A 22827-nucleotide genomic window follows, 5' to 3' on the forward strand; every position below is an offset into this window, starting at 1 on the left:
ACTCCGGCGCGGAAACCTCATCCACGCCGCAGCTCCGCGACCAGGTCGCCGTAGAGGCCCGCGCTCGGCTTCGGCGTGCGCTCGAAGCTGACGGGATCGACGCCGTGCAGCCCGAACTTGGGCCCGAAGCCGAAGATCCACTCGAAGTTGTCCATCAGAGTCCAGTGGAAGTAGCCGAGCACTGGGACGCCGTCGTCCATCGCCTCCTGCAGACCTGCCAGCGACGGCTCGATGAAACCGGCACGCTTCGTGTCGTCGTCCGCCTGCATGCCGTGCTCGGTGACCAGGACCGGCACGCCGCTCACCGCGTAGGCGTACCTCGCGCAGCTGCCGAGCGACGCCGGGTCGGTGCGGTTCATCACCCCGCCCTCGGCGGGTGTGCCGTCGAGGTTCACTGCACGCGTCGCGTCGTAGTAGTGCCGCTCGTAGTTTTGGATGCCGATGAAATCGTCCTCGCGAGCGATCTCGAGCCAGGACTCGTAGACCTCGGCGCGCTTGCGGTCACGCAAGGTGGGATCCGGGCCGTAGACGAGGTCGTCCACGATCGCGATCGACAGGCCGATGGGAAGATCTGCGCGACGCGCCTTGATCGCTGCGCGAGCCGCACGGTGCCCCGCAGCCTGGCCAGCGAGCAGGGCGTCGGCCTCCTCGGCGAGCGTGATGTTGGTCAGGCGGTAGCGCTCGACGCCGGTCGCCTGGGTGCAGGCCTCCAGCGTCGCCCGCTCGAGGTCCCGGACGAACTCGGGCAGCCCGGCCCAGGCCAGCATCGGCGGCAGGTTGGGTTCGTTCATCGTCACCGCCACCGCGATCCGATCACCGAAGGCTGTCATGATCCGATCGCAGAAGCGCGCGAACCGTTCCGGGGCTTCGGCGTCCAGCCATCCGCCGCGCGCTGCGAACCAGTGCGGGGCAACGAAGTGGTGGAACGTGACGACCGGCGCCAGACCTCGCTCGATGCAGTGGTCGACGATCTCCTCGTAGTGGGCCAGCGCAGCGGCGGAGAACTCGCCTTCGACGGGCTCGATGCGCGCCCACTCGACGGAGAAGCGGTAGGCGTTGAGGTTCATGGCGGCAACCAGGTCGACATCCTCGCGCCAACGTTCCCATCCGTTGCACGCCTTGCCTGACGGCTCTTTGAAGACAGTCGGTGTCGCATTCTCGGCGAACCAGCAGTCACTGGCTACGTTGTCGCCCTCGGTCTGGTGGCCGGCACTGGCCACTCCCCAGAGGAAATCGGCGGGGAACCGGTGCATGGGATCTCCAAAGGTGGTTCGAGGGTCAGCGGGTCGCACGAAGCGCGGCGACCTCATCGAGGCGATGGCAAGCCGCAGAGGCGTCACCGGGGCCGGTGAGGAGCGGCCGCTCGGTGCGACAGAGGTCCCCCGCGAGCGGGCACCGGTTGACGAACGGACAGCCCGTCGGTGCCGCCGCGGCTGTCCCGGCCACGCCGATGCCCAATGCTTCGCGCGCAGCGCGACGGTGCGCCTGCTCGGCCGGATGAGGCACGGGTGCCGCCGCGGTCAGCGCCACGGTGTAGGGGTGACGTGGGTCCTGGGTCACCGACTCGACATCGCCCTGCTCCATCACCTGGCCGCGGTAGAGAACCACGACCCGCTGGGAGAGGAACCGGACGACGCCCAAGTCGTGCGCGATGAAGAGCAGAGCGAGTTGTCGCTGGTCACGCAGGTCTGCCAGCAGGTTCAACACCTGCGCCTGGGTCGAAAGATCGAGAGCACTGACCGGCTCGTCGAGCACGATCACCTTCGGGTCGCAGACCAGGGCCCGGGCGATCGCCACTCGCTGACGCTGACCACCGGAGAGCTGCGCCGGATAGCGGTCGATCGCATCGCTCGGGAGACCGACCGCCTCAAGCGCCTCTCGGGCCCGCTGCCACTGCTCCTGCTTCGAGACTCGCAACAGCCGTAGCGGCTCCACCAGAGTCTGGCCGATGCTCTGGGTCGGATTGAGCGAGGAGTAGGGGTCCTGGAAGACCACGCGCAGGTCGATCGCGCTGACCCGCCGCTGTCGCAGCGAGGCCGTGGTGATGTCCGTCCCGTTCAGCTTGATCGCCCCAGAACTCGCCGCCTGAAGTCCCAGGATCGCCTTGCCGATGGTCGACTTGCCGGAGCCGGACTCACCGACCAGCCCGAGAGTCTCGCCTGGCGCGATGTCGAAGCTGACCCCGTTGATGGCGGGCGGCGTCCTGCGACGACGTCCGTAGTGAACGACAAGATCCCGCACGCAGAGCGCTGACTGGTTCATCGGACGACTCCGGATTCGTTCGGCATGGCCCTGCTGGGCGCCAGGGCCAGCGGATGGATGCAGCGCACGGTTCCTGCACCGTGCGCCGGCGCCGCCGCGATCGGCTCGTGACATTCGGGGGTGGCCAGGGAACACCGGCTCGCGAACCTGCAGCCGGTGGGCCAGTCCTTCGCCGCCGGCACCGTGCCCCGGATCGCGGGCAGCCGGTCCGGGACCGAATCCCCCTGCGGGATGTGGGGGTTCGCGCTCAGCAGCGCATTCGTGTAGGGATGCGCGGCCTGGTCCAAGACTTCGGCCACGGTCCCGGACTCGACCACTTGACCGGCATACATGACGGCGACGTCGTCGCACAGGTCTGCCACCACACCTAGGTCGTGACTGACCAGGACGACCGACAGGCCGGTGCTGCGCACCAGTGAGCGCAGCAAGCTGAGGATCTCTGCCTGCACGGTCACGTCCAGAGCAGTGGTCGGCTCGTCGGCGATCAAGAGCTTCGGCGAGCCGGTGAGCGCGAGGGCGATGCAGACTCGCTGGGCCATGCCGCCTGACAGTGCGTGAGGGTAGCTGCGCAGGATCCGCTCGGGGTCGACGATGCCGACCTGGGCGAGCAAGTCGAGCGCGATGCGGCGGGCCTCTGCGCGGCCGACCCGGCGGAAGCGGCGGATGGGCTGGGTGAGCTGATAGCCGATGGAGAACATCGGGTCGAGCGCGACCATCGGCTCCTGCGAAATCAGCGCGATATCCCGTCCGCGGACGGCCTGGTGCTGCTTGTCGGAAAGCCCGACCAGATCCCGGCCCTCGAAGAGGATGGAGCCGCTGCTGACCTCGACGCCGTCGGGCAGCAGTCCCATCAGCGACCGTGCCGTCATCGTCTTGCCGCACCCGGATTCGCCGACCAGGCCGAGCACGGTACCGGACCGGACCGAAACCGAGACGCCGGTGACCAGTTCCGTGCCCTCCACGACGCCGACGTGCAAATCGCGCACCTCGAGCAGGGATCCATCGGTCCGAGGGAATGCCCCGCCCGCGGCCGGAGCCGCTGCTCGAGGTCGACCCGCTCGTCGCACGGGGCGGCGAGCAGGTGCGGTCCGCTGTCGCTCACCAGCCAGGGCGTCGGCGATCTGATTGGCCGCGATCACGGTCAGCGCGAGCACGACACCGGTGGGAACCATCATCCAGGGGGCGTCGTAGATGTGCTGCTGAGCGTCGCCGATGAGGCCGCCCCAGCTCGGCGCCGGTATGGCCGGCCCATAGCCCATGAAGGCCAGGCCGGCCTCGATCAGGATGCCGAGCGCGAAGAGCTGCGCCGCCTGGACGGCGATCGTGGTCGCCATGCCGGGCAGCACGTGACGCACGTTCACCAGGAGAGAGCCGACGCCGTTCACCCTCGCCGCATCGACATAGAGGCGGGTGCGAAGCGACTGAGCCAACGCGAGCAGGATCCGATACACCGGCGCCGCGAGCAGAAGCCCGAGAACGGCCATGATGGCCCAGACATGGACCCCCACCGCGCCGACGAAGGCGAGCAGAATCACGGTCGTCGGCAGTGCCAGGAGCAGCTCGGCGACGCGGCTGCAGGTCCACTCGACCCTCCGACCGTGCTCGGCTGCGAGCAACGCCATCGGCACGCCGACGCAGAAGGCCACCGCCACTGCCAGCAGTGCCGGACCGATCGAGATCCAGCCACCGGTGACGATCCGGGAGAAGATGTCGCGACCCAGTTCGTCGGTGCCGAGCCAGTGCCTGCGCGAAGGGCCGGCCAGGACGTGAGCGAGGTCTTGCTGGTCGACATGGAATGGCACCCACCAGTGCGCGATCGCCGAGGCGATCACGATCGCGACCAGCCATGCGATCGCGAGCACGGTCTCGGGGCGGCGCAGCGAGGCCGGCAGTCGGCGGCGGCCGGACGCCGGCTCGGACGCCGCGGGCAGCTGGAGGGGTTCAGTGAAGGCGTTCACGCGGCACGAACCTTCGGGTCGAGGACAGCGAGGACGAGGTCGAGGACCAGGTTGGTGGCGACCACAACCACGGTCGCGATGACGACGACGCCCTGGACCGCGGGGAAGTCGTGGGTGTTGATCGCGGTCTGTGCGGCCTGGCCGAGACCCGGCAGCGCGAAGAGCTGCTCGATGATGACCGAGCCACCGAAGAGGGCGATGAACTGGATGCCGAGCACCGACACCACCGGCGCACCGGCGAAGCGGAGCGCGTGCAGGTAGCGGATCCGCCAGACCGGCGTGCCGAGGGCCCGCAGGGTGCGGATGTGCTCCTGCTGCAGCGCGTTGACCATGCCCGCCCTGGTCGTGCGCGCGATGATCGCGGCTCCCGTCAGCCCCAGGGCGAGCACCGGGAGAACCAGACTTTGGAAGTACTGCGTCGGCGAGGTCATGAACCCGACATAGCCGGTGGCGGGCAGCAGATGCGCATTCACCGAGAGCACATAGACCAGCAGGATGCCGAGCCAGAACTGTGGCAGGGAGAGCACGACCCCGCTGGTCACCGTGATCAGGCGATCGAGTCGGCCTCGGCGCGCCGCCGCCACGACTCCGACCAGGATCCCCAGGATCCCGCTGAACAGAGTCGCGAAGGCTGCCGTCGAAGCGGTGACCGGTATGCGCTGCATCAGGTCCGGCCAGATGCCGGTACCGTCGATCAACGAGACCCCGAGGTTGGTACGGACCGCATGTCCCAGCCAGCTCGCGTACTGGGCGACGAGCGGACGGTCCCAGCCGAGCCGGACGTTCTCCGCCGCGATCTGGGCTCTGGTCGCCCCCTCCCCGGCGGTGATGGCTCCTGGACTGCCGCCGGAGGCGTGCACCAGGAGGAAGCTCAGGGCGGACGCCACCAGGACAGTGACGACACCGAGCCCGATACGACGGGCGAGGTAGGCGAACATGAATTCCTTTCTGAGATCACGGCACCGAGCACGCTGTCCCGTCGGTCGGCCGACGATCCTGTGGACCGCCGGCCAACTGCCGGGAATGGTCAGGACACCGGCTTGAACGAGCTCAGCAGCGGGTAGCCGTCACTGCCGGGATAGGCCGGCGCCTTGAGCACCTTGGCGTTGTAGCCGGCGTACGAGTACTGCTCGGCGACCGGGATCAGCCAGCCCTCGTTGATCAGCGAGCCATTCAGCTTCTTGACCGCGGCGGGGTAGTCCGAGGCGGAGGCGTTTGCGGCCGCCCCGAGCGCAGCCCCGATCAGCGGGTCCTGCGTCTTGTGCGGGTTCGCGAAGCCGCCCACGAGAACCCCTGTGGTAACGCCGATCTCGTTGCTCATCGTCAGCGGGATGAAGCCCAGCGGCTGGGAGTTGATCGCTGCGAAGAGCTGGTCGGTCGAGGTGGTGACGTCGATCTTCATGTCAACGCCGATCGCCTTGAACTCGTTCTGCAGGAACTCCAACTCGGCCCGATTGGTCGGGCTGGCGGTGATGGTGAACGAGAACCCGTTCGGGTAGCCGGCCTGGCTCAGCGTCTGCTTCGCCTTGGCGACGTCGTAGGAGTACTGGGTGTTCAGCGCGGGGTCGTAGCCGGGCGAGGACTTGGGGAAGGCGTTGGCTGTCGGCTGGGCGCCCTTCGCCACGGTCTTGACGAAGGCGTCCCGGTCGATCGCGTAGCTCAGTGCCAGGCGAACGTCCTTGTTGCCGAACGGCTTCGAGCTCACCCCGGTCTTGTCGAAGACCAGTAGGTCCAGCATCGTGCCGCCGTTCTTGGCCAGAGAGACGCCGTTGGACGCCGCCGTCTGCTCCGTGGACGTGTCGATGAGCGACACATCGGTCTGGCCGGAGATCTGCGCATTCAGGCGAGCGTTCTTGTCCAGGTGGGGCTTGTAGACGATCGTCTGGAACGGGTAGGTGCCCGTGTTCGTGCGGGGCTGGCGGCTCATCGTGTAGCTGCTGCCCTTGACCGCGGCGTTCATCTTGTACGGGCCCGAGCCGTCCGGACCCCGATTGAGCAGGCTCGGGTCACTGATCGCCTTCGCTCCGACGATCGTCCCGGGGACGCCGGCAAGGTTCGTCTGGAACGACCTCTGCGCAGCAGGGAAGGTGAGCACCACGGTGTTCGCGCTCGGGGCCCTGACGTCTGTGATCTCGCTCGAGCCGCCCTTGGCGAAGCCGGAGTAGGCCTGGAGCTTGGAGTCGCTGCGACGGTCGAGGTTCTCCTTGACCAGCTGAGCGGTGAGCTTGGAGCCGTCGGTGAAGGTGACGCCGGACTTGAGCTTCAGCTTCATCTGAGTCTTGGCCTTGTTATAGCTGAAGCTTGAGACGAGCTCAGGGACGGGCTGACCGTCGGCGCCCTCCGCGAAGAGCGACTGGTAGACCGACTCGTAGAAGAGTCGCTGGCCGCCGCCGTAGAGCAGCGGGTCGTAGCCCTGCGGTGCCGGGTCGGAGTCGTAGCCGATGGTCAGCGTGGTGCTCGAAGAACGATCAGCGCTGTTCGTCGAAGAGCCGCACGCCGCCAGAGAGACGGTGGCTACCGCCAGGGCCAGTGTGCTGACTCCCAGACGCTTGAAGGTGAAGCCGGTCATCGAAGCCTCTCGGGTTGTCCGGGTCGGGGCCTTAGCCCGACTTGACGAGAACAATGAGTGACGCCAGTCACACAAGTCAGTAATGATTGCCATTGATTGAAACGCTCGATCGAAAGGTGTCACTTGTGAGCGAGACGGCTGCCGCCCCGACCCGACGCCGGGGCAAGCGACCACCGCAGGGAGAACCGGTCATTGACCGAGCGCTGTCGCTGCTCGAGACGTTCGACGCGACGCGGCGGCACCTGACCTTGCGCGAGATGAGCAGGCTCAGCTGCATTCCGGTCAGCACGACGTTGCGGCTGGCCAACCGGCTGCTCGACTGGGGTGCTCTCGAGCGAGACGAAGCCGGCCGGTACTCGATCGGGCTGCGGCTGCTGGAGGTTGCCTCACTCGCCCCGCGCGGTCACGGTCTGCGCCAGACAGCTCTGCCCTTCATGAGCGACCTGGGAGCGGTCACGCGTCAGCACGTACAACTCGCGGTCCGCGATGGGCTGGAGGCAACGCTGGTCGAGCGTCTCTCGGCGCACAGAGCGGTCCAGGTGCGGTACCGGGTCGGCGGCAAGATGCCGCTGCACACGACAGGCATGGGGCTGGCACTCCTCGCTTTTGCACCGGCCGAGGTGCAGGACGAACTGCTCGCGCGGCCGCTGCACAGCGAGCCGGACAAGCGGTTGATTCCGGCCTCGGTGATGCGGCGCACGCTCGCCGAAGTGCGCAAGGAACGGGTGGCTATCTTCCGTCGTACCGAGCTGGAGACGCTGGTGGCGGTGGCGGCGCCGATCTTCGACGAGCGCGACGAAGCGGTCGCCGCGATCGGCGTGCTGCTCCCCGAACGGGAGGCGCAGCCACGCCGGCTCACCTACGCGGTGAGAATCGCCGCGCAGGGCATCTCGCGCGCCCTCGGCGCCCCCAGCGCGGCCGTGCCACCGGCAGCATTCAGGTCGTGAAGGTGTGCCGGCCAGGGCCGACCACATCCAATCCACCTCACCGTTCGGCATGACGACCTCGGCGGTCGTGCCCTGGGGCAAGACGACCTCGAGAAGCAACCGGCCGCCTCCGAGCTGCCAGGCCGACCCGATGCCCCCATAGGGCGACTCGGGTCGGCGCGGAGCCGCGGTGAGACCGCCGTGCACGAGCGTCACCTCGCTGCCCGCCGGCCGAGGTTGCTCAAACTGACCCAACCGTTGATGTTCTGGCCCAGGTCGACCAGTTGCCGATCATCGCCGCGTCGTACCACCGACCTCGGCCGTAGCTCTTCGATGCGACGCGTTGGTGGCGCCGGCGACCAGAACAGCGTCTCGTAACCCAGGCCGGCCGGCTCCACAGGGCACCATCTGGCCGCGTCAGTGGCCCGCCGGTCGTCGCACACAGTGTCGATCAGGTCGGGCCTGTGCCGAAGCTCGCCGCGGCCGACCAGCCGGACTCCCCCTCGATCGGTCCGCACCTGCGCTTGCCGGCTCACCGGCCGCGCCGACCCGGCCGGATCGAACGGCCATGTCTCCAGGGCACTCCCGGCGGACTCGCCCCAGTCCGAGTCGTGCACACTGCACCACCGAACTCCGCTCGGATCCGGTACGCGGTCTGGGTGAGCGTGCCCTCCGGGAGCCGCCACGACAGCCGAGGCGCGGGTTAACCGAGCCCGAGCGGAGAACCGAGGTGTTCGACGGCCAGCGCGGTCGGCGCGCTCATGCGCCGAGCGGCACCGGCCGGCCGACCGTGGCTGCGATCAGGTCCAGCGCAGCGGCGGTCGGCCCCACAGTGGCCGCGAGATTGAGGTAGCCGTGCAGCATCGAGCGCACCATCACCTGGCGCACGTCCACGCCGGTGGCCGCGAGCGCCGCTGCGAAGGCCTCGCCGGAGACCCTCAGGTCGTCGTACTCGGCGTTGAGCACCAGCGTCGGGCACATCCCTCGCAGGTCGGCCAGGATCGGGAAGGCATATCCGTCGGCCTTGCTGAGTGGGCCACCGAGATAGTTGTGATTGAAGAAGCCTTGCATCTCCGGCGGAAAGTGGAGCATCTGGGGCACGTGCCCCATCAGGTCGGCCAGCTCGGGACCGAGCGGTGGGAGCACCGCGTGGGCGACGCCGTAGGCGAAGATCAGGTAGGCGGGGGGGCGGCGGTCCTCGTCGCGCAGCTTCAGGGCGGCTCCCGCGGCGAGGTTGGCGCCGGCACTGGCCCCGCCGACCGAGATCCACGCGGGGTCGACACCCAGATCGGCCGCGTTCTCGCGGACCCAGCGCACCGCGGCCACGACGTCGTCGTGGGGCACCGGGTAGTGCACGCCGTTCTGACACAGTCTGTAGTCGACCGAGACGACGACCGCGTCAGCACGCTGCGCCACCTCCCGCGAGGTCCAGTCCGCCTCGGGCATGTCCAGGTCGCCCATCATGAAGGCGCCGCCGTGCATCCACACCAGAGCGGGTCGCCCGGTCACTCCTGAACGCTCGCCGTATACCCGTACCGGCACAGGACCGTGCGGCCCGGGCGCCTCCGCTGCGCGAACCGCGACGTCGGGGACTTCGTAGTCCGGCCAGGACTCGAACGCGACCCGCCGCTCGGCGTACTGGGGGTCCTCGAACAGGGCTTGCATGCTGGGAACACCCTCGATGTGCGCGAAGCGCTGGAGGGTCTCAGGATGAATCGGCATGCGTCGCAGCCTCGCGGTCGCGCTGATCCACGTCACCTGGCCGCCCCATTGAATGGAACGTCAGGACCGACCCGAGCACCGGAGCCGGCGGACCCGAACCGCGCCCTCGGTCGCGAACGGCCCGACTACCCGGCCCGTGAACGCGCCTTGGCGGTCTCGAAGCACCAGTGTCGGCCGTCCAGCTCGACAAGCGTCACGTCGTCGTCGGCCACCCGGGCCGTCAACCGGATCCGGTCACCCCCGACCGCACCGGCGGAGAAGTCGGCCGGCGGCGCCGTCGCGATAGTGAGTTCGACATCTCAGCACGGCAGGGTGGCGTGCCAGGTCCGGTCGAATCCCGCCACTACCACCCGCGCCTCGGCCTCGACCTCGGTTCCGGTGGCGCGGGCCTCGAGCGCCACCAGGTTGTCCTCCGCGGTGCGGAACGCAAGGCCCCCACGACCCTTCCGAACGTCGAAGACACCGACCACGGCGCCCTAATGCTGCTGCCGACGCCCGACGAAGGCCGGTCGTGAGCCGTCCAGCCCGGTGTGACCGGAAGTGCGACGGATGAGAAGACCGTCGGGCGTGGGAGGAGCGACCGCGACCGGCAGCTGGCGCACGGCGATCCAGATCGGGTTGGTCAGCGCGTCCGGCGCGCCGAGGTCGTAGGAGACCTCCTCGGCCGGCGCCGGCGGCAACTCGGTCAGCCGCGCCCTCGGCCAGTCGTCGACCCAGTCGACGTCGGCCAGGAAGGTCCCGCGGCCGAGAGGCGAGAACGCCTTCGCCAGCCCCACCGGTCGGACTCCGAGGCAGACGAGCGCCGTCCCTCCGTCGGCCTCACCCAGGTCGGCGCGGCCGAGGTTCTGCTCCGGCCAACCGGTGCCGGCGGCGGAGAGCACCGGATTCCCCGGGCAGCCCTCGAACGGTCCGTCCGGCCTGGGAGCGCGGGCCACCATGACGGCGTGGCCACGGTCCATGCCACCTTCGGCCACCACCATTCGCCACGGCGGTAGAGGTGCGGGCCCCCGGGGTCGAAGCCGCCGCTGCCGGCCCAGACCGCACGGGGCGTCTCGATGGCGTAGCCGGACGTCAAGTCGACGCGGGCCTGCTGAATCGGCTCGGGATAGCGGGCGAACGTGACGATCGCAGTGCCGTCGTCGTCCCAGGCGAGATATCGGGGTCGATCCCGTCGACGGCAGGGATGCTCACACCGTCGCTCCACGGGCCGGCCGGATCGGTCGCCGTGAAGACGATGCAGCCCCGGCCGCCGAGGAAGACGGTGACGATGAGATAGAAGAGGCCGTCGCGATAAGGCAGCGTCAGGGCCCAGACTCCGCCGGGCGTCGGAATCCGCTCGAGCCCGACCTGCTCCGTCTGGTCGCCACATGACCGATCTGACGCCAGTCCGTAATTCGGTGCTGTGGTAGACCGGCAGCCCCGGCAGGTATTCGAACGACGAGGTGACGAGGTAGTAGTCGTCACCTACCCGCACCACGCTGGGGTCCGGGTTGAATCCCGGGATCATGGACGGGTCATGGCGTGACGAGCGACTGCAAGAAGGCGAGCGACTGCTGATGCAGGGCGGTCACGTCCGCGGCGCCGTCCCAGAAGTGGTTCGCGTCAGGCACAAGCAGCAACTGCGCGGACCCTGCCGCTGCGGTCAGGGCCGCGGCGAAGTCGACGCTCTGCGCGGTCGGAACCATCGTGTCGCTGTCGCCGTGCATGACCAGCATGGGCGGCGCATCGGCACGCACGTGGTTGATCGGGCTGGCCTCGCGGGCAAGGTCCGGGATCTCTGCGGCCGGCGCTCCCAGGAAGAGCGCCTCGCGCGTCCGGGGATCGACGGGGTCGGGCATGGCGGTCAGGTCGGTGACCGGAAACCACGCGACCACTCCAGCCACGGCGGAGCCGGTCAGTGCGGCCAGCAGAGCGAGGTGCCCGCCGGCGGAGTCGCCCCAGAGGAACACCTGCCCTGCGCCGACCTCGTGGGGCGCCATGATCTCGGCTATGGCGCCGACTGCGGCGCGAACGTCGTCGGCAGCAGCTGGGTAGGGCGCCTCACCACTGAGCCGGTAGTCGATCGCCGCCACCGCGAAGCCCGCCCGCACCATTGCGGGGTAGAAGTCCTCACCCAGGCGCGGCAGCGGGTGACGACGCGAACCGCGTCGCCATCCACCGCCGTGTACGTGGACGATGACCGGCACCTCGACAGCGCCCGCCGCGGATACCGCGTCGGGCAGGTACAGATCGAGCTCGAGCGGGCGGAAGCCCGGGATCACGGCGTACTCGACGCCGTCGAACCGCCTCATGCCACACCGCGCGTGAGCTGCTCGGCGCACGTGTGGAACCGGCCGCCCTGCACGATGGCGACGAGGTTCTCGGCGTCCTGCAGCACGGTCACGTCCTGCGTCGGGTCTCCGTCCACCACGAGGATGTCGGCCAGGTATTCCGGCGCCAGGAGGCCGACCGGGAACTCGAGGACCTGACCTCCGTACAAGGTGGCCCCTTTGAGTGCCTCGATCGGGCTGTATCCGAAGAGCTTGACGAAGAGTTCGAGGTCGCGGGCGTTGCGGCCGATCGGGTTGTTGGGGAAGCCGTAGTCGCCGCCTGGCAACACGCGCAGGCCGCGCTTGCGGAGCTCGGGGTAGAGCTTCGTCATCGCCTCGAGCGACTTCACCGAGCCCATCTTCCCGGCCATCGCGGTGTCGATGCCGAACTCCTCGCCTTCGTGGACGTTGGCCCACATGATGCCGACAGCCGGCGAGAGGAAGATCGAGTCCTTCGCCTCGTCGAGTAGGTCGATCGCCTCCTGGTCGGCGTAGGAGCAGTGATAGATCGAGCGGAAGCCGCTGGTGACCGCCAGCTTGATCGACTCGGCATTCTGGGCATGGCAGTTGAGCCAGACACCGGACTCGCGCGCCTGCTCGCCGGCGGCCTGTGCCTCTTCGGTGCTGTACTGCGTCACCATCGACCCGCCCTCGAAGAAGACGTCGTCGTTGCTCATCAGCAGCTTGACGCTGTCGAAGCCGATCGCGGCCTGCTCGCGGATGAACGCGCGCACCGCGTCCGGCCCCGTCTTCTGCTCGCGCGGGCCGTCGGGACCCATCTGCACCGGGTTGTTGTCGCGCTCGAACGACGCGGCACGCATCCGCGGTCCTACCGCGGCACCGGCCTTGATCTGATCACGGAGGATCACCTCCGTCGGCACGGGGGTCAACGAGCCGGCCGAGTAGGCGCTGGTGAAGCCTTGGTCGAGCAGGATGCGCGCGTTGCGCTTCGCGATCTCGAGGTGCTCGTCCGGCGTCGGCATGTGATGGAAGAAGCTGACGTCCAGCGGCGGGTTGAAGGAGGGATCGATGTGCCCGACAGCCGAGGGGAAGGTCAGGTGGCAGTGCGACTCGATCATGCCCGGCATGACCGTCTTGCCGGTGCAGTCGACGACCTGGTCGCCCGGTTGCGTCTGTACGCCACCGCCGACGACGACCGCCTCGATCGTCTCGCCACGGACGACCACATCGGCACGGACGGCCGGGGTGCCCGAGCCGTCGAAGACAGTGCCGTTGACGAAGAGGATGCGCTGCTCGGACATATCAGGCACCGATCATGTTGTAGCCACCGTCGGCGACGAAGTAGCTGCCGGTGATGTGCTGGGCGTCTGCGGTCGCGAGGAGGAGCGCCGTGCCGGCGACCTCCTCGGGCTTCGGGATGTGGTGCATTGGGGTCATCTCCCGCAGCTCCTCGCCGCGCCCGTTCTTGTAGTCCTGACGGTTGAGCATGCGCTCGGTCTCCATGAAACCGGGCGCGAAGGTGTTCACCCGAACCTTGGGCGCGAACGCCTGGGCGTAGGACTTGGTGATGCCGAGAATGCCGTACTTCGCGGCCGCGTACTGCGGAGCCCGTGCGCTGCCGCGGACCACGACCGTGGAACCCACGTTGACGATCGAGCCGCCGTCGGGCTGCTCGAGCATCCGGGAGCCGAACTCGTGGGTGCACACCAAGGTGCCCTTGAGATCGACGGCGAGTGTGTGGTCGATCGCCTCTTCGGTGATCTCACGCCACGACATCTGGTCGCTGGCCATGTCGCCCACGTTGTTGATCGCCACGTCGACCCGGCCGAAGTGGCCCCACACCTCGTCGGCCATGCGCGTGATCTGCGCCCATTCGACGATGTCGGCCTGGACGAGGAAGGCTTTGCGCCCCTCCGCCTCGACCCGGTCGGCCGTACGGCGTGCGCCCGCCTGCGAGCTGCGGTAGTGGATCGCCACGTCGGCACCCTCCTGGGCCGCCCGGACGGCGATCTCAGCGCCGAGGCCGGTGCCGGCACCGGTGACCAGGACGACCTTGTCGGTGAAACGCTGCGGAAGATTCATGGGTCTGCCTTTCAGACGAGGGTGCGGCCGCCGTCGACGTACATGACGTGGCCCGTCACGAACGCGGACTGCGCGGAGCAGAGGAACAACAGGGGTGCGACGACGTCGTCGGCGGTGCCGAGTCGGCCGGCCGGAACGAGACCGACCATGCCTTCGCGCATGCCGGGCTTGTCGAGGTAGGCGCGCGTCAGGTCGGTCTCGGTGTAACCGGGCGCGATGGCGTTGACCGTGACGCCGTGCGGCGCCCACTCGCGAGCCATGACGCGGCAGAGCTGGTTGATTCCGCCCTTGGTGGCGGCGTAAGGGGCGTGGTTGGCGTGCGCCAGCATTCCGGAGACCGAGGACAGCAGGACGATCCGGCCGTAGCCACCGGACACCATCAGGGCGCCGGCCGCCTGAGCGCTCCACACGGCGCTTTTGAGGTTGACGTCGATGATCCGCTCCCAGACGTCGTCGGGCGTCTCGAGCACCGGCCGCCGGTCGTTGATGCCGACCGCGTGCACGAAGGCGTCGAGGCCGCCCATCGTCTCGGCACTCTCGTCGACCGCGGAACGAGCGCTCTGCGGGTCGGTGAGATCGGCCGCGCGGGTCGCGATCGAGAGTCCTGCCTCCACGGCCTGCTTGGCGAGGGCGGCGAGTCGCTCCTCGTCGACGTCCGTGACAGTCACGCGGGCACCGTGTCGGGCGAGGCCGAGGGCCGCAGCCGCACCGATGCCGCCGGCACCGGCCACCAAGGCCGCGCGATGATCGAGTCCGAGCCAGTCATCCATGCGAGGGATGAAAGGCGATGGCGTGTGATCCGCACTACGTTCGTTTCAATCATTGGAACGTGCCGAAGTTCGATGCCATTGCTTGGCACAGCACCGCATGTGCTCGGATGCGCGCACGACACTCGGCGCCATGACTCGGTTGCCCCGCCTCGCCCCGGATGAACTCGACCTCGACCAACGCCCCCTCTACGACGCGATCACTGGAGGGCCCCGCGCCGGCGGTCCCCAACTCTTCGCCCTCACCGACGCACAGGGAAGACTCAACGGCCCCTTCAACGCGATGCTGTTCGCACCCGGGGTCGGGGCAGCCCTCCAGGAGCTGGGCTCGGCGATCCGTTACCGGACCTCGCTCAGCGATCGAATCCGCGAACTCGCCATCCTCGTGGTCGCTGCCCAGTGGGACTCGGCCTTCGAGCGCTACGCCCACGAGCCGATCGGCCGGGCCGCAGGTCTGACCGACCCGGAGATCGCCGCGGTGAACGCCGGCACGGCACCTGAGCTCTCGGACCCTGCCGAAGCAGCGGCCCTTGAGCTGGTGCAGGTCTTGGCCGCGAGTGGTGACGCTGACGACGCCGTCTTCGACCGGGCTGTTTCATTGAACGGCATCGAGGCGGTGGTGGAGCTCACCACCCTGGTGGGCTACTACGCAACGCTCGCGCTGCAGTTGCGCGTCTTCCGCGTCGGACTACCAGGAGACTCCGCATGAAACTCGTGACCTTCAACGACGGTCAGGTCGGCTACGTCGACGGCGAGGCCGTCGTCGAGCTCGACGTCCCGTCGATGCGCGACTTCTTCGAACAGGAAGGGAAGGTCGAGGAGACCGGGCGCCGATTCCCCCTCGGGGAGGTCACCCTGCAGGCGCCGATCGTGCCGAAGAAGTTCTTCCACACCGCAGGCAACTTCACCGACCACCACGATGAGCTGACCGCCGTCGACTGGTCGCACCCGGTACACAAGGGGATCGTCTTCTTCCAGAACGTCGACGCGGTCATCGGTCCCGACCAGCCGATCGTGTACCCCGAGGGGCTCACCAAGGAGCTCGACTACGAACTTGAGCTGGCCATCGTGATCGGCAAGAGCGGCAAGTTCTTCGGCCCGGAGGAAGCCGAGGACTACATCGCCGGCTACACCATATTCAACGACATCACCGCGCGTGACATCCAGCGCCGGGAGATGCAGTCCGGCGTCTTCTCCTTCTCGAAGGGGATCGACACCTTCTGCCCCATCGGCCCCTGGATCGTCACGAAGGACGAGGTTCCCCACCCGCACGCGCTCGCGATGGAGCTCCGGGTCAACGGCGAGCGGCGGCAGACCGGAAACACCGAGCAGATGATTATCTCGATCCCGCACCTGGTCGCCTACCACTCGGCCCAGGGCTACACGGCCGGCGACATCATCACCACCGGCACCATCTCGGGCGTCGCCGCCGTGCAGCCGAATCCGTTCGACTTCTACCTCCAGCCGGGTGATCGCATCGAGGCGGAGATCGAGGGCGTCGGCACGCTGCGGAACCACGTGGTCGGCTGGAAGGACGCGCACGACACCGAGCCGTTCTCCATCGACCTATACGGCCCGGCGAACTGAGGCAGAGAAGATGCGACTGGCCACGCTGGCCGACCGCGCCGTCCTGCTCACCGAGGATGGCGCGGTCGACATCGCCGACGCCTCTTCGGGGCGCTTCGGCCCGGACCCCATGGACGTTCTGACCGACTGGACCGAGTTCCAGGCTTGGGCCGAGAGCGCCGAGCTGCCTGCGGCGAGCCCGTACCGGAATGCCGATCTGGACGCACCGGTCCCGCGACCACGCCAGGTCTTCGCGGTGGCGCTGAACTACCGTCCGCACGCCGCCGAAGCCGGCTACGTCCCGCCCGACGTCCCTCTGCTCTTCACCAAGTTCCCCAGCTGCATCGTCGGCCCGACCGCAAAGGTCGAACTGCCCGAGGGCAACGTCGACTGGGAGCTCGAGATGGTCGCCGTCATCGGTGCACCCTGCCATCGGGTGCCAGCGAGTGAAGGCTGGGAGGCCGTGGCCGGGCTCACCGTGGGGCAGGACCTCTCCGAGCGCGTCCTCCAACTCACCGGCAAACCGCCGCAGTTCTCGCTGGGCAAGTCGTATCCGGGCTTCGGCCCGACCGGTCCGGCGCTGGTGACCCTCGACGAGCTGCCGGACCGGAACAACATCGCGATCGAGTGCCTGTTGAACGGCGAGAGCGTCCAGGCGGCGCGCACCAGCGAGATGATCTTCTCCGTTCCGGAGTTGGTGGAATTCATCAGTGGAGTGTGCCCGCTCTACCCCGGCGACCTGATCTTCACTGGGACCCCTGCCGGGGTGGGCAACCGTCGCGTTCCGCAGCGGTTCCTCAGCCACGGCGACGTCCTGGTCAGCCGGATCGACGGCCTGGGCGAGATGCGCCAGACCTTCCGATGAACGCGGCCTGCGCCGGCCGCCACCCAGGAGGCCGGCGCGGATCCGCTTCGTCATGGCCCGGACTGCAGCTGCGACACGCACGGCCGCCGCGCACATCCACGCCGCGGTGAAAGGACTCGGAGTTTCGACATACTGGCTGGCCGCCCGGGGCTGGGGTGGCCATTTGGTCTCATAGCGGATGACCTGGCTGCCCGAGCGGCGGCGCTTGCGCACCTGGACAAAGCCGGGAAGAACCCCTGGGACCTTCTTGATCGGTCCAACGAGTTGTGGCAGCTGACGTTGCCGCTGAGGACGGAGGAGCAGTACCGCTGCAGCGCGCCCGTGTCCGAACGATCGTTCTGCGTGCCGAGCTCTGCGCCTGCCGAGAATGCCGTCCGTGCAGCTCAGGGGTCTGTGCGGTGCTGCGCCAGGACGAGCACTTGTGTTGCTTCGTCTCGCCTACCTGACCGTCACCAACGCGTTCGCCCTGCTGCGACTGCTACCGATGAGCGATCGCGACAACGACGCGGAGATCCTTGCCCTGCGCCACTAGGCACTGTTTCCCGGATCTCCTTACGTGAGTGGGTCGTTGGGGGCAGGCTGGTTGTATGGGCCGTGGGGATCTGACGAATGCGGAGTGGGATCGGCTGGAGTCGTTCTTACCGCGTGGTGGGACGCGTGGGGGCCGGCGGGGTGATCACCGGCGGGTGATCTACGGGGTGTTGTACCGGGTGCGGATGGGGGTGCAGTGGCGGGATCTGCCGGAGCGGTTCGGGCCTTGGGAGACGGTCTATAAACGGCATCGCCGCTGGTCGGCAGATGAAACGTGGCAGATGCTGCTGTCGAAGGTCCAGGCCGCCGAAGATGCCACGGGCGGGATCGACTGGGACGTGTCGGGGGACTCAACAGCGGTGCGGGCCCACCAGCACGCCGCCGGCGCCAGGAAAAACCCGCCCACCACACCGCCTCAAAAGGGGGCAGTCCAAGGGGCGAACCGGGCCGATCCAGTGCTCCGGAAATTCATCGTCCGGCTGGAGGAGGTGGTCAGATCGGCGAATGCCTGGGACGTTCCCGCGGCGGCTTCACGACCAAGATCCACCTCGCAGCCGACGGGCTACGCCTGCCCCTCGCCCTCGTCCTGACACCCGGCCACTACGGTGACGGCCCGCAGTTCGAGCACATCCTGCAGCAGACCTCCGTGCCACGCGCCGGAGTTGGTCGACCTCGCACCCGTCCCGACAGTGTGTTGGCGGACAAGGCCTACACGTCCCGCAAGAGTCGCCGCTATCTGCGGCGACGCCGAATCCGGCACACCATCCCCGAGCGCCACGACCAGCAAAGACACCGACACAATCGTGGCTCCCGAGGCGGCCGCCCCACCGCGTTCGACAGCGAGCACTACAAGAAACGCAACACCATCGAACGCGCCATCAACCGGCTCAGGGGCTTCCACGCCGTCGCCACCCGCTACGAGAAACGTGCCTACATCTACCTCGGCACCGTCACCCTCGCGACCCTCGTCATCTGGCTCCGCAGCTGATCCGAGCAGACCCTAGCCGCGGATCGTAGGCAGCAATACGCTGCGCCCATGAACCTGGGGGATATGGAGCGTGGGATCTTCGCTGTTGGACACGGCGGCTTGGCGCCCCTCAAGCGTCACACAAGCGGGGGTTGGTCGTCCGGAATCTGGGGACTGGTCACGGTCCTGGTCATCCTGACGCTTATTGCGGTCTTGGTATTCTCCGTACGACGGGGCTCCTCGTCGGATGACGAGGACTGACGCTTAGCAGAGCGCGAACAGCGAGATGACTTCTGCTCCGGTGTACGCGTAACACGTGGTCGACGTAGCAGCTTTGGGCTGGCACGTGTTCCCGCCCCTCGACCGGCACCTTCACCACCATCCTCATCCTGTCCGGCGCGAAAACCCCGATTTGGGCCCTTGGCCACGCCGTTTACCCGGGCGGCGTTAGGCCGCTTGCTTGTACTCGTTGACCAGCCCACCGAGTAGCTGGGTGCGGCGGATGCGGCTGTCGGGCGCGATCGCCGGAGTTTGCTCGCCGGCCTCTACGGCCTGGGGAGCACGCTGCTGGAGGGACTGGTGGGGCCTGTGCCAGTTGTAGTGGTCGGTATACGTGTCCAGGACAGTGCGCAGGTGCCGCTCGTTGAAGATGAGCAGGCGGTCGGTGCACTCGCGTCGGACGGTACCCGCCCATCGTTCCGCGAAGGCATTCGCCTTCGGCGATCTTGGTGGGGAGAGCAGGACTTCCACACCCGCGCCGGCGAGGACGGCGTCGAAGTTGTCGGAGAACTTGCCGTCCCGGTCGCGTAGGAAGAACCGGAAGCGGTCCACTCGGTCCTCCAGCGTCACCATCAGATTGCGGGCCTGCTGGGTCACCCAGTCCCGGTTGGGGTGGGTGGTGATGCCGAGGATGTGAACGCGGCGCGTCTCGACTTCCATGACGAACAGCACGTACAGGCGCTGGCAGAAGGTGGTGTCCACATGGAAGAAGTCACAGGCAAGAACCCCGGAGGCTTGGGCGCGTAAGAAAGAGGCCCAGGTATCGCGTGCACGTTGGGGTGCGGGCGGAACGTTGTTCTGCCGCAGGACTGCCCGCACGGTGGCCGCCGCTACGGTGATGCCCAACTGGGCAAGCTCGCCCTGTATCCGCCGGTGCCCCCAGAGCGGGTTGTCTCTGGCGAGACGCAGGATCAACTCCCGCGTCTCTGGCGGTATGCGTGGCCGGCCGGGCTTCTTCTGGGGGTAGGTCCACTTGTCGGCGATCAGCTCGCGATGCCAGCGCAGCAACGTGGCAGGGGTGACAAAGAAGTTCCTCCAACGCTGTCTGGGCAGCAGCCGTGAGAGGGCCGCCAGCAGTATCCGGTCGCTCGGCTCCAGCTTCGGCCGGCCGACTTGGCGCTGCAGCACGGCAACTTGGTGCCGCAACACCAGCAACTCGACGTCCTTCGCCGCACTGCTCAGCAACCGCAGACTCGCGAGTTTCAACGAGCTCCGCGCCAGGAGATAGATCCACGACCACCGCATGGACTCCGATCATCCTCGCGCCAACCCCACCCCCGCAGGGAAACGGTCCAGGTCAGCCAGTCGAACCGTAGTTTTCACGCCGGACGGGCACCCCGCGCTGCGCGCTCCGCACCGGCACCACAGCACCACCCCACTCGTAAGGCACGCCCGTGTTACCCCATGCCACCGCCCCTGCGCGGTACCCCTGACCCCGGAGACCTCCATGGCCCTCACCGCCTCGCGCACCCTGTACCGGCTCCCCAATGTCGCCCCTGATGCCGGCGCTATGCTCGACGCCCTCAACACTGAACAGCTCACCAAGCTGAACGCCGACTTCCACGTCGTCCCCGAGACCTGGCTCGGCGTACCCGCCCTGCTGGTAGTCGCCCCCATGGAGCGGGAGGAGGCGGCCTGGTGCGAGGAAGTGGCCCGCACCACCGGGATCGAGCTCACGGAGCGGGTGCGGCGCACCGCTGCGCTGCTGCTCGCCGTGGACGAGCAGGTCTACGCCGTCGGCTACGACCAGGGCTACCGCCTCATCCCCGAAGACCTCAAGGACCAGCGCTTCGGCCTCTCGTTCGCCATCCGTCAGGTCGACCCCGAGCACATCCGCGGCTTCGTGTCGCGTTCGCTCGGGCAGGCCAGGACCGACATGGCGCTCATCCCTGGCGGCATCTCGGTCCTGGCGCTCGGCATCCGTGAGCACACCCAGCTCATCCGCCGCATGGGCGGCTACCTCACCGACATCAACCTCACGGCCCGCAATAGCCGTAGCGAACTCATCAACGCCCACGGAGGGTGCGGCCTGCAGATCTCCCTGGGCATCGAACCGGGTGCCCTGGTCTCCGACATCCGGGAGATCGCGCGCGTCTGCCGCGAACGCGCTCCGCTGCCGGAACTGGAGTTCGTCGAGCACATCCTGCCGGTGAAGGGCAAGGCCATCCTCGACGCGCTCGACCAGGCGCTCGACGACGTTCTTGGTCGGCCCGATGCCGGCGGAATCACCGTGGCCGTGCCGAGCGAGAACCTTCACGACTTCGCAGCCGCACACTCGTACCACACGAAGATCGGCAGCAGTGAGGCGTTCCGCTCGGACGATTTCGACCTGGACTACGTCCTGCAGCGGGCCCGCCTCCAGGCCTCCGGCCACCGGCTGCAAGCCTTGCGGGACGGCACTGTCACGCTCTACCGCGACCCGCGGGCCAAGGACAGCCACCAGCTCGCCAAGATCCGCACCGTCAAGTGGATCGAGGCCAACGTCTCCCTCGGCGCCCGACACTTCTGCCTGCTCGACGGCACCTGGTACGAAATCGGCGCCGCCTGCCTCAAGACGATCCGGTCCACGCTCGCCCGCCTATTCCCGGAGACCCCGTCGGTCCGGCTGCCCGAGTGGACCGCCGGGATGACCGAGGGCGTCTACAACGACAAGGTTATGGACCAGCCCTACGCACGCAACTACGTCAGCATGGACAAGGCGTTCGCGAACAACCCCCTCAAGCGCACCAACCGCATCGAGCTTTGCGACCTGCTCGTCGACGACGACACGTTCGTACTGATCAAGCCCGCCCACGGGCACTCGGCCCCGCTCAGCCACCTGTACAACCAGGGCCTGGTCGCCATCCAGATGATGCGCGAATCAGCCGACGTCCGGGCCGAGTTCCGCCACAAGGTCTTCACCAAGAGCAACGGCAAGCGCGTCCTCCCCGAGGACTTCTCGCCCCGCCACCTCGTCTTCGCGATCTACCTGAAGCGGGGCACCACGCTCACCCCCGACACCCTCTTCGCCTTCTCCCAGGTGACGCTCGCCCAGACCGCGAAGCAGCTCGAGCAGTGGGGCGTGACGGTGGAAGTCATCGGCATCAAGGAAGCTGAAGAGGGCCGCGGCGAGGCATCCCAGCCGGCAGCCGCGTAGCTGCATCAAGACCCACTTGCACCCCCGCGGCAGCCGCGTAGCTGCATCAAGACCCACTTGCACCCCCGCCCCACTCGGCCACCAGGTGTCGCTCTCGTACGTGGCCCATGGCATCAAGTGCCTTCCGGAGAGGTCACGGACGTGTGCGCGGCCAAGAGCCCGCCCCACCAGGGCGTTCGTTGAGTGCCTAGTGGTCCGCGATCGCCACGCACCGACGCCGTACTGCGAATACGCAGGGCAACCGCCCACCTCTCAGCCCGGTCCCGTACCCGATCGTGTCCCGCCGAGGACACGATCTGCGATGCGCTCCATCGGTCCCCAACTGCGCCCAACTTCTCCCCAGGGAATCCTCCGCACTCATACAGCCCACCGGGTCCGCCGCGCGACCCCGAACGTCGCTCACCATCCGGCACGTGCATTCAACATCTCCATGCATCCCGCAACAGCCACCGCTGAGATCCGACATACCACCCAGTCGAAATCGGAACTGGGGCCAAGGTTTCGCATGGCCCCATATCGTCGGCCCCAGTTGTGGGGACGCCGCTCCCAGCCCCGCTCCCACTGGGAGCGAGCGTGACCTGCAAGAAGAGCGCAAGCCCATACCCATAAGACCCCCCGCACGACGGGGAGACTGCGGTCACAAAACGGACACGGATGTGAACGCGTGGGCAAGAAATCGAATATGTGGGCAGCGGCCCGAGTGGGAGCAATCCGTTAAGGGGACTGGGAGGGAGCATGCTCCCGCCCGTCGCTCCCAGGGAGCGATCCCGGAAACAGAAAAAGGGCCGTTATGAAAACGGCCCTTCACCTGCGACGTTCGATACGTTCGAACTGTCGGGACGACAGGATTTGAACCTGCGACCCCTTGACCCCCAGTCAAGTGCGCTACCAAGCTGCGCCACGTCCCGGTGCTCGTCTGACCTGGGC

The 22827-nt window shown here is 67.8% G+C and carries 20 protein-coding genes, 1 tRNA gene and 2 pseudogenes; 6 read left to right on the plus strand and 17 right to left on the minus strand.

Annotated elements, in window-relative coordinates; genetic code table 11:
• Positions 1–17: 17 nt before the first annotated feature.
• From OG758_RS12665 to OG758_RS12685, 5 genes are all read right to left on the minus strand, one after another.
• A complete protein-coding gene (locus tag OG758_RS12665) occupies positions 18–1253 on the minus strand; it encodes a glycoside hydrolase family 1 protein (protein WP_326710086.1) in 1236 nt (411 codons plus the stop codon).
• A gap of 25 nt (positions 1254–1278) precedes the next feature.
• Positions 1279–2262 carry an ABC transporter ATP-binding protein gene (locus tag OG758_RS12670; protein WP_326710087.1) on the minus strand — a complete coding sequence of 328 codons (984 nt, stop codon included), beginning with the start codon at positions 2260–2262 and terminating at the stop codon, positions 1279–1281.
• Positions 2259–4220, minus strand: coding sequence for a dipeptide/oligopeptide/nickel ABC transporter permease/ATP-binding protein (locus OG758_RS12675; protein WP_326710088.1), 1962 nt, complete (start codon positions 4218–4220; stop codon positions 2259–2261). Before OG758_RS12675 ends, OG758_RS12670 begins: the two co-directional genes overlap by 4 nt.
• Positions 4217–5158, minus strand: a complete 942-nt coding sequence (locus OG758_RS12680; RefSeq protein ID WP_326710089.1) for an ABC transporter permease — start codon at positions 5156–5158, stop codon at positions 4217–4219. Before OG758_RS12680 ends, OG758_RS12675 begins: the two co-directional genes overlap by 4 nt.
• An 89-nt stretch (positions 5159–5247) precedes the next feature.
• A complete protein-coding gene (locus OG758_RS12685) occupies positions 5248–6789 on the minus strand; it encodes an ABC transporter substrate-binding protein (protein WP_326710090.1) in 1542 nt (513 codons plus the stop codon).
• Positions 6790–6914: 125 nt separating this feature from the next.
• On the opposite strand from OG758_RS12685, the gene OG758_RS12690 reads away from it, so the two are divergent.
• Entirely contained in the window at positions 6915–7736 is an 822-nt protein-coding gene (locus tag OG758_RS12690) for an IclR family transcriptional regulator (RefSeq protein ID WP_326710091.1), read from the plus strand.
• Positions 7737–7781: 45 nt separating this feature from the next.
• On the opposite strand, the pseudogene OG758_RS49030 reads toward OG758_RS12690, so the two are convergent.
• From OG758_RS49030 to OG758_RS12725, 10 genes and pseudogenes are all read right to left on the minus strand, one after another.
• Positions 7782–7931: pseudogene (locus OG758_RS49030) on the minus strand (alpha-L-rhamnosidase C-terminal domain-containing protein); the annotation flags it as partial.
• A gap of 543 nt (positions 7932–8474) precedes the next feature.
• Positions 8475–9437, minus strand: a complete 963-nt coding sequence (locus OG758_RS12695; protein ID WP_326710092.1) for an alpha/beta hydrolase — start codon at positions 9435–9437, stop codon at positions 8475–8477.
• A gap of 299 nt (positions 9438–9736) precedes the next feature.
• Positions 9737–9907 (minus strand): hypothetical protein, encoded by a 171-nt coding sequence (locus tag OG758_RS12700; RefSeq protein ID WP_326710093.1) that lies wholly within the window; start codon positions 9905–9907, stop codon positions 9737–9739.
• A gap of 6 nt (positions 9908–9913) precedes the next feature.
• Complete coding sequence (locus tag OG758_RS12705) at positions 9914–10417, minus strand: family 43 glycosylhydrolase (RefSeq protein WP_442810301.1); 504 nt, start codon at positions 10415–10417, stop codon at positions 9914–9916.
• A 91-nt stretch (positions 10418–10508) separates the two neighbouring features.
• Positions 10509–10823, minus strand: a complete 315-nt coding sequence (locus OG758_RS49035) for a family 43 glycosylhydrolase (protein ID WP_442810423.1) — start codon at positions 10821–10823, stop codon at positions 10509–10511.
• 13 nt (positions 10824–10836) lie between these two features.
• A pseudogene (locus tag OG758_RS49040) lies at positions 10837–10944 on the minus strand (family 43 glycosylhydrolase); the annotation flags it as partial.
• 7 nt (positions 10945–10951) lie between these two features.
• The gene (locus OG758_RS12710) at positions 10952–11728 is read right to left on the minus strand and encodes an alpha/beta hydrolase (RefSeq protein ID WP_326710095.1); all 777 of its coding nucleotides are present in this window, start codon (positions 11726–11728) and stop codon (positions 10952–10954) included.
• Complete coding sequence (locus OG758_RS12715; RefSeq protein WP_326715881.1) at positions 11725–13008, minus strand: amidohydrolase family protein; 1284 nt, start codon at positions 13006–13008, stop codon at positions 11725–11727. The genes OG758_RS12710 and OG758_RS12715 overlap by 4 nt, the downstream gene beginning before the upstream one ends.
• Position 13009: 1 nt before the next feature.
• The gene (locus OG758_RS12720) at positions 13010–13789 is read right to left on the minus strand and encodes an SDR family NAD(P)-dependent oxidoreductase (RefSeq protein WP_326710096.1); all 780 of its coding nucleotides are present in this window, start codon (positions 13787–13789) and stop codon (positions 13010–13012) included.
• Positions 13790–13800: 11 nt separating this feature from the next.
• The gene (locus OG758_RS12725) at positions 13801–14559 is read right to left on the minus strand and encodes an SDR family NAD(P)-dependent oxidoreductase (RefSeq protein WP_326710097.1); all 759 of its coding nucleotides are present in this window, start codon (positions 14557–14559) and stop codon (positions 13801–13803) included.
• A gap of 130 nt (positions 14560–14689) precedes the next feature.
• Here OG758_RS12725 and OG758_RS12730 point away from each other — a divergent pair, with 130 nt between their 5' ends.
• From OG758_RS12730 to OG758_RS12745, 4 genes are all read left to right on the plus strand, one after another.
• A complete protein-coding gene (locus OG758_RS12730) occupies positions 14690–15265 on the plus strand; it encodes a carboxymuconolactone decarboxylase family protein (protein WP_326710098.1) in 576 nt (191 codons plus the stop codon).
• Positions 15262–16143, plus strand: coding sequence for a fumarylacetoacetate hydrolase family protein (locus OG758_RS12735; protein ID WP_326710099.1), 882 nt, complete (start codon positions 15262–15264; stop codon positions 16141–16143). Before OG758_RS12730 ends, OG758_RS12735 begins: the two co-directional genes overlap by 4 nt.
• Before the next feature lie 10 nt (positions 16144–16153).
• A complete protein-coding gene (locus OG758_RS12740; protein ID WP_326710100.1) occupies positions 16154–16987 on the plus strand; it encodes a fumarylacetoacetate hydrolase family protein in 834 nt (277 codons plus the stop codon).
• Between the two features lie 587 nt (positions 16988–17574).
• A protein-coding gene (locus tag OG758_RS12745) for an IS5 family transposase (RefSeq protein ID WP_442810302.1) occupies positions 17575–18506 on the plus strand; the annotation gives its coding sequence in 2 pieces (ribosomal slippage) (positions 17575–17931 and positions 17934–18506; 930 coding nt in all).
• A gap of 426 nt (positions 18507–18932) precedes the next feature.
• On the opposite strand, the gene OG758_RS12750 is transcribed toward OG758_RS12745, so the two are convergent.
• The gene (locus OG758_RS12750) at positions 18933–20009 is read right to left on the minus strand and encodes an integrase core domain-containing protein (protein WP_326710101.1); all 1077 of its coding nucleotides are present in this window, start codon (positions 20007–20009) and stop codon (positions 18933–18935) included.
• A 202-nt stretch (positions 20010–20211) separates the two neighbouring features.
• Here OG758_RS12750 and OG758_RS12755 point away from each other — a divergent pair, with 202 nt between their 5' ends.
• Entirely contained in the window at positions 20212–21900 is a 1689-nt protein-coding gene (locus OG758_RS12755; RefSeq protein ID WP_326710102.1) for a TIGR04141 family sporadically distributed protein, read from the plus strand.
• Between the two features lie 834 nt (positions 21901–22734).
• On the opposite strand, the gene OG758_RS12760 is transcribed toward OG758_RS12755, so the two are convergent.
• A tRNA-Pro gene (locus OG758_RS12760) sits at positions 22735–22808 on the minus strand.
• Positions 22809–22827 lie beyond the last annotated feature (19 nt).

It is taken from the genome of Streptomyces sp. NBC_01474 (assembly GCF_035918215.1).
Lineage (GTDB): Bacteria > Actinomycetota > Actinomycetes > Streptomycetales > Streptomycetaceae > Streptomyces > Streptomyces aureus.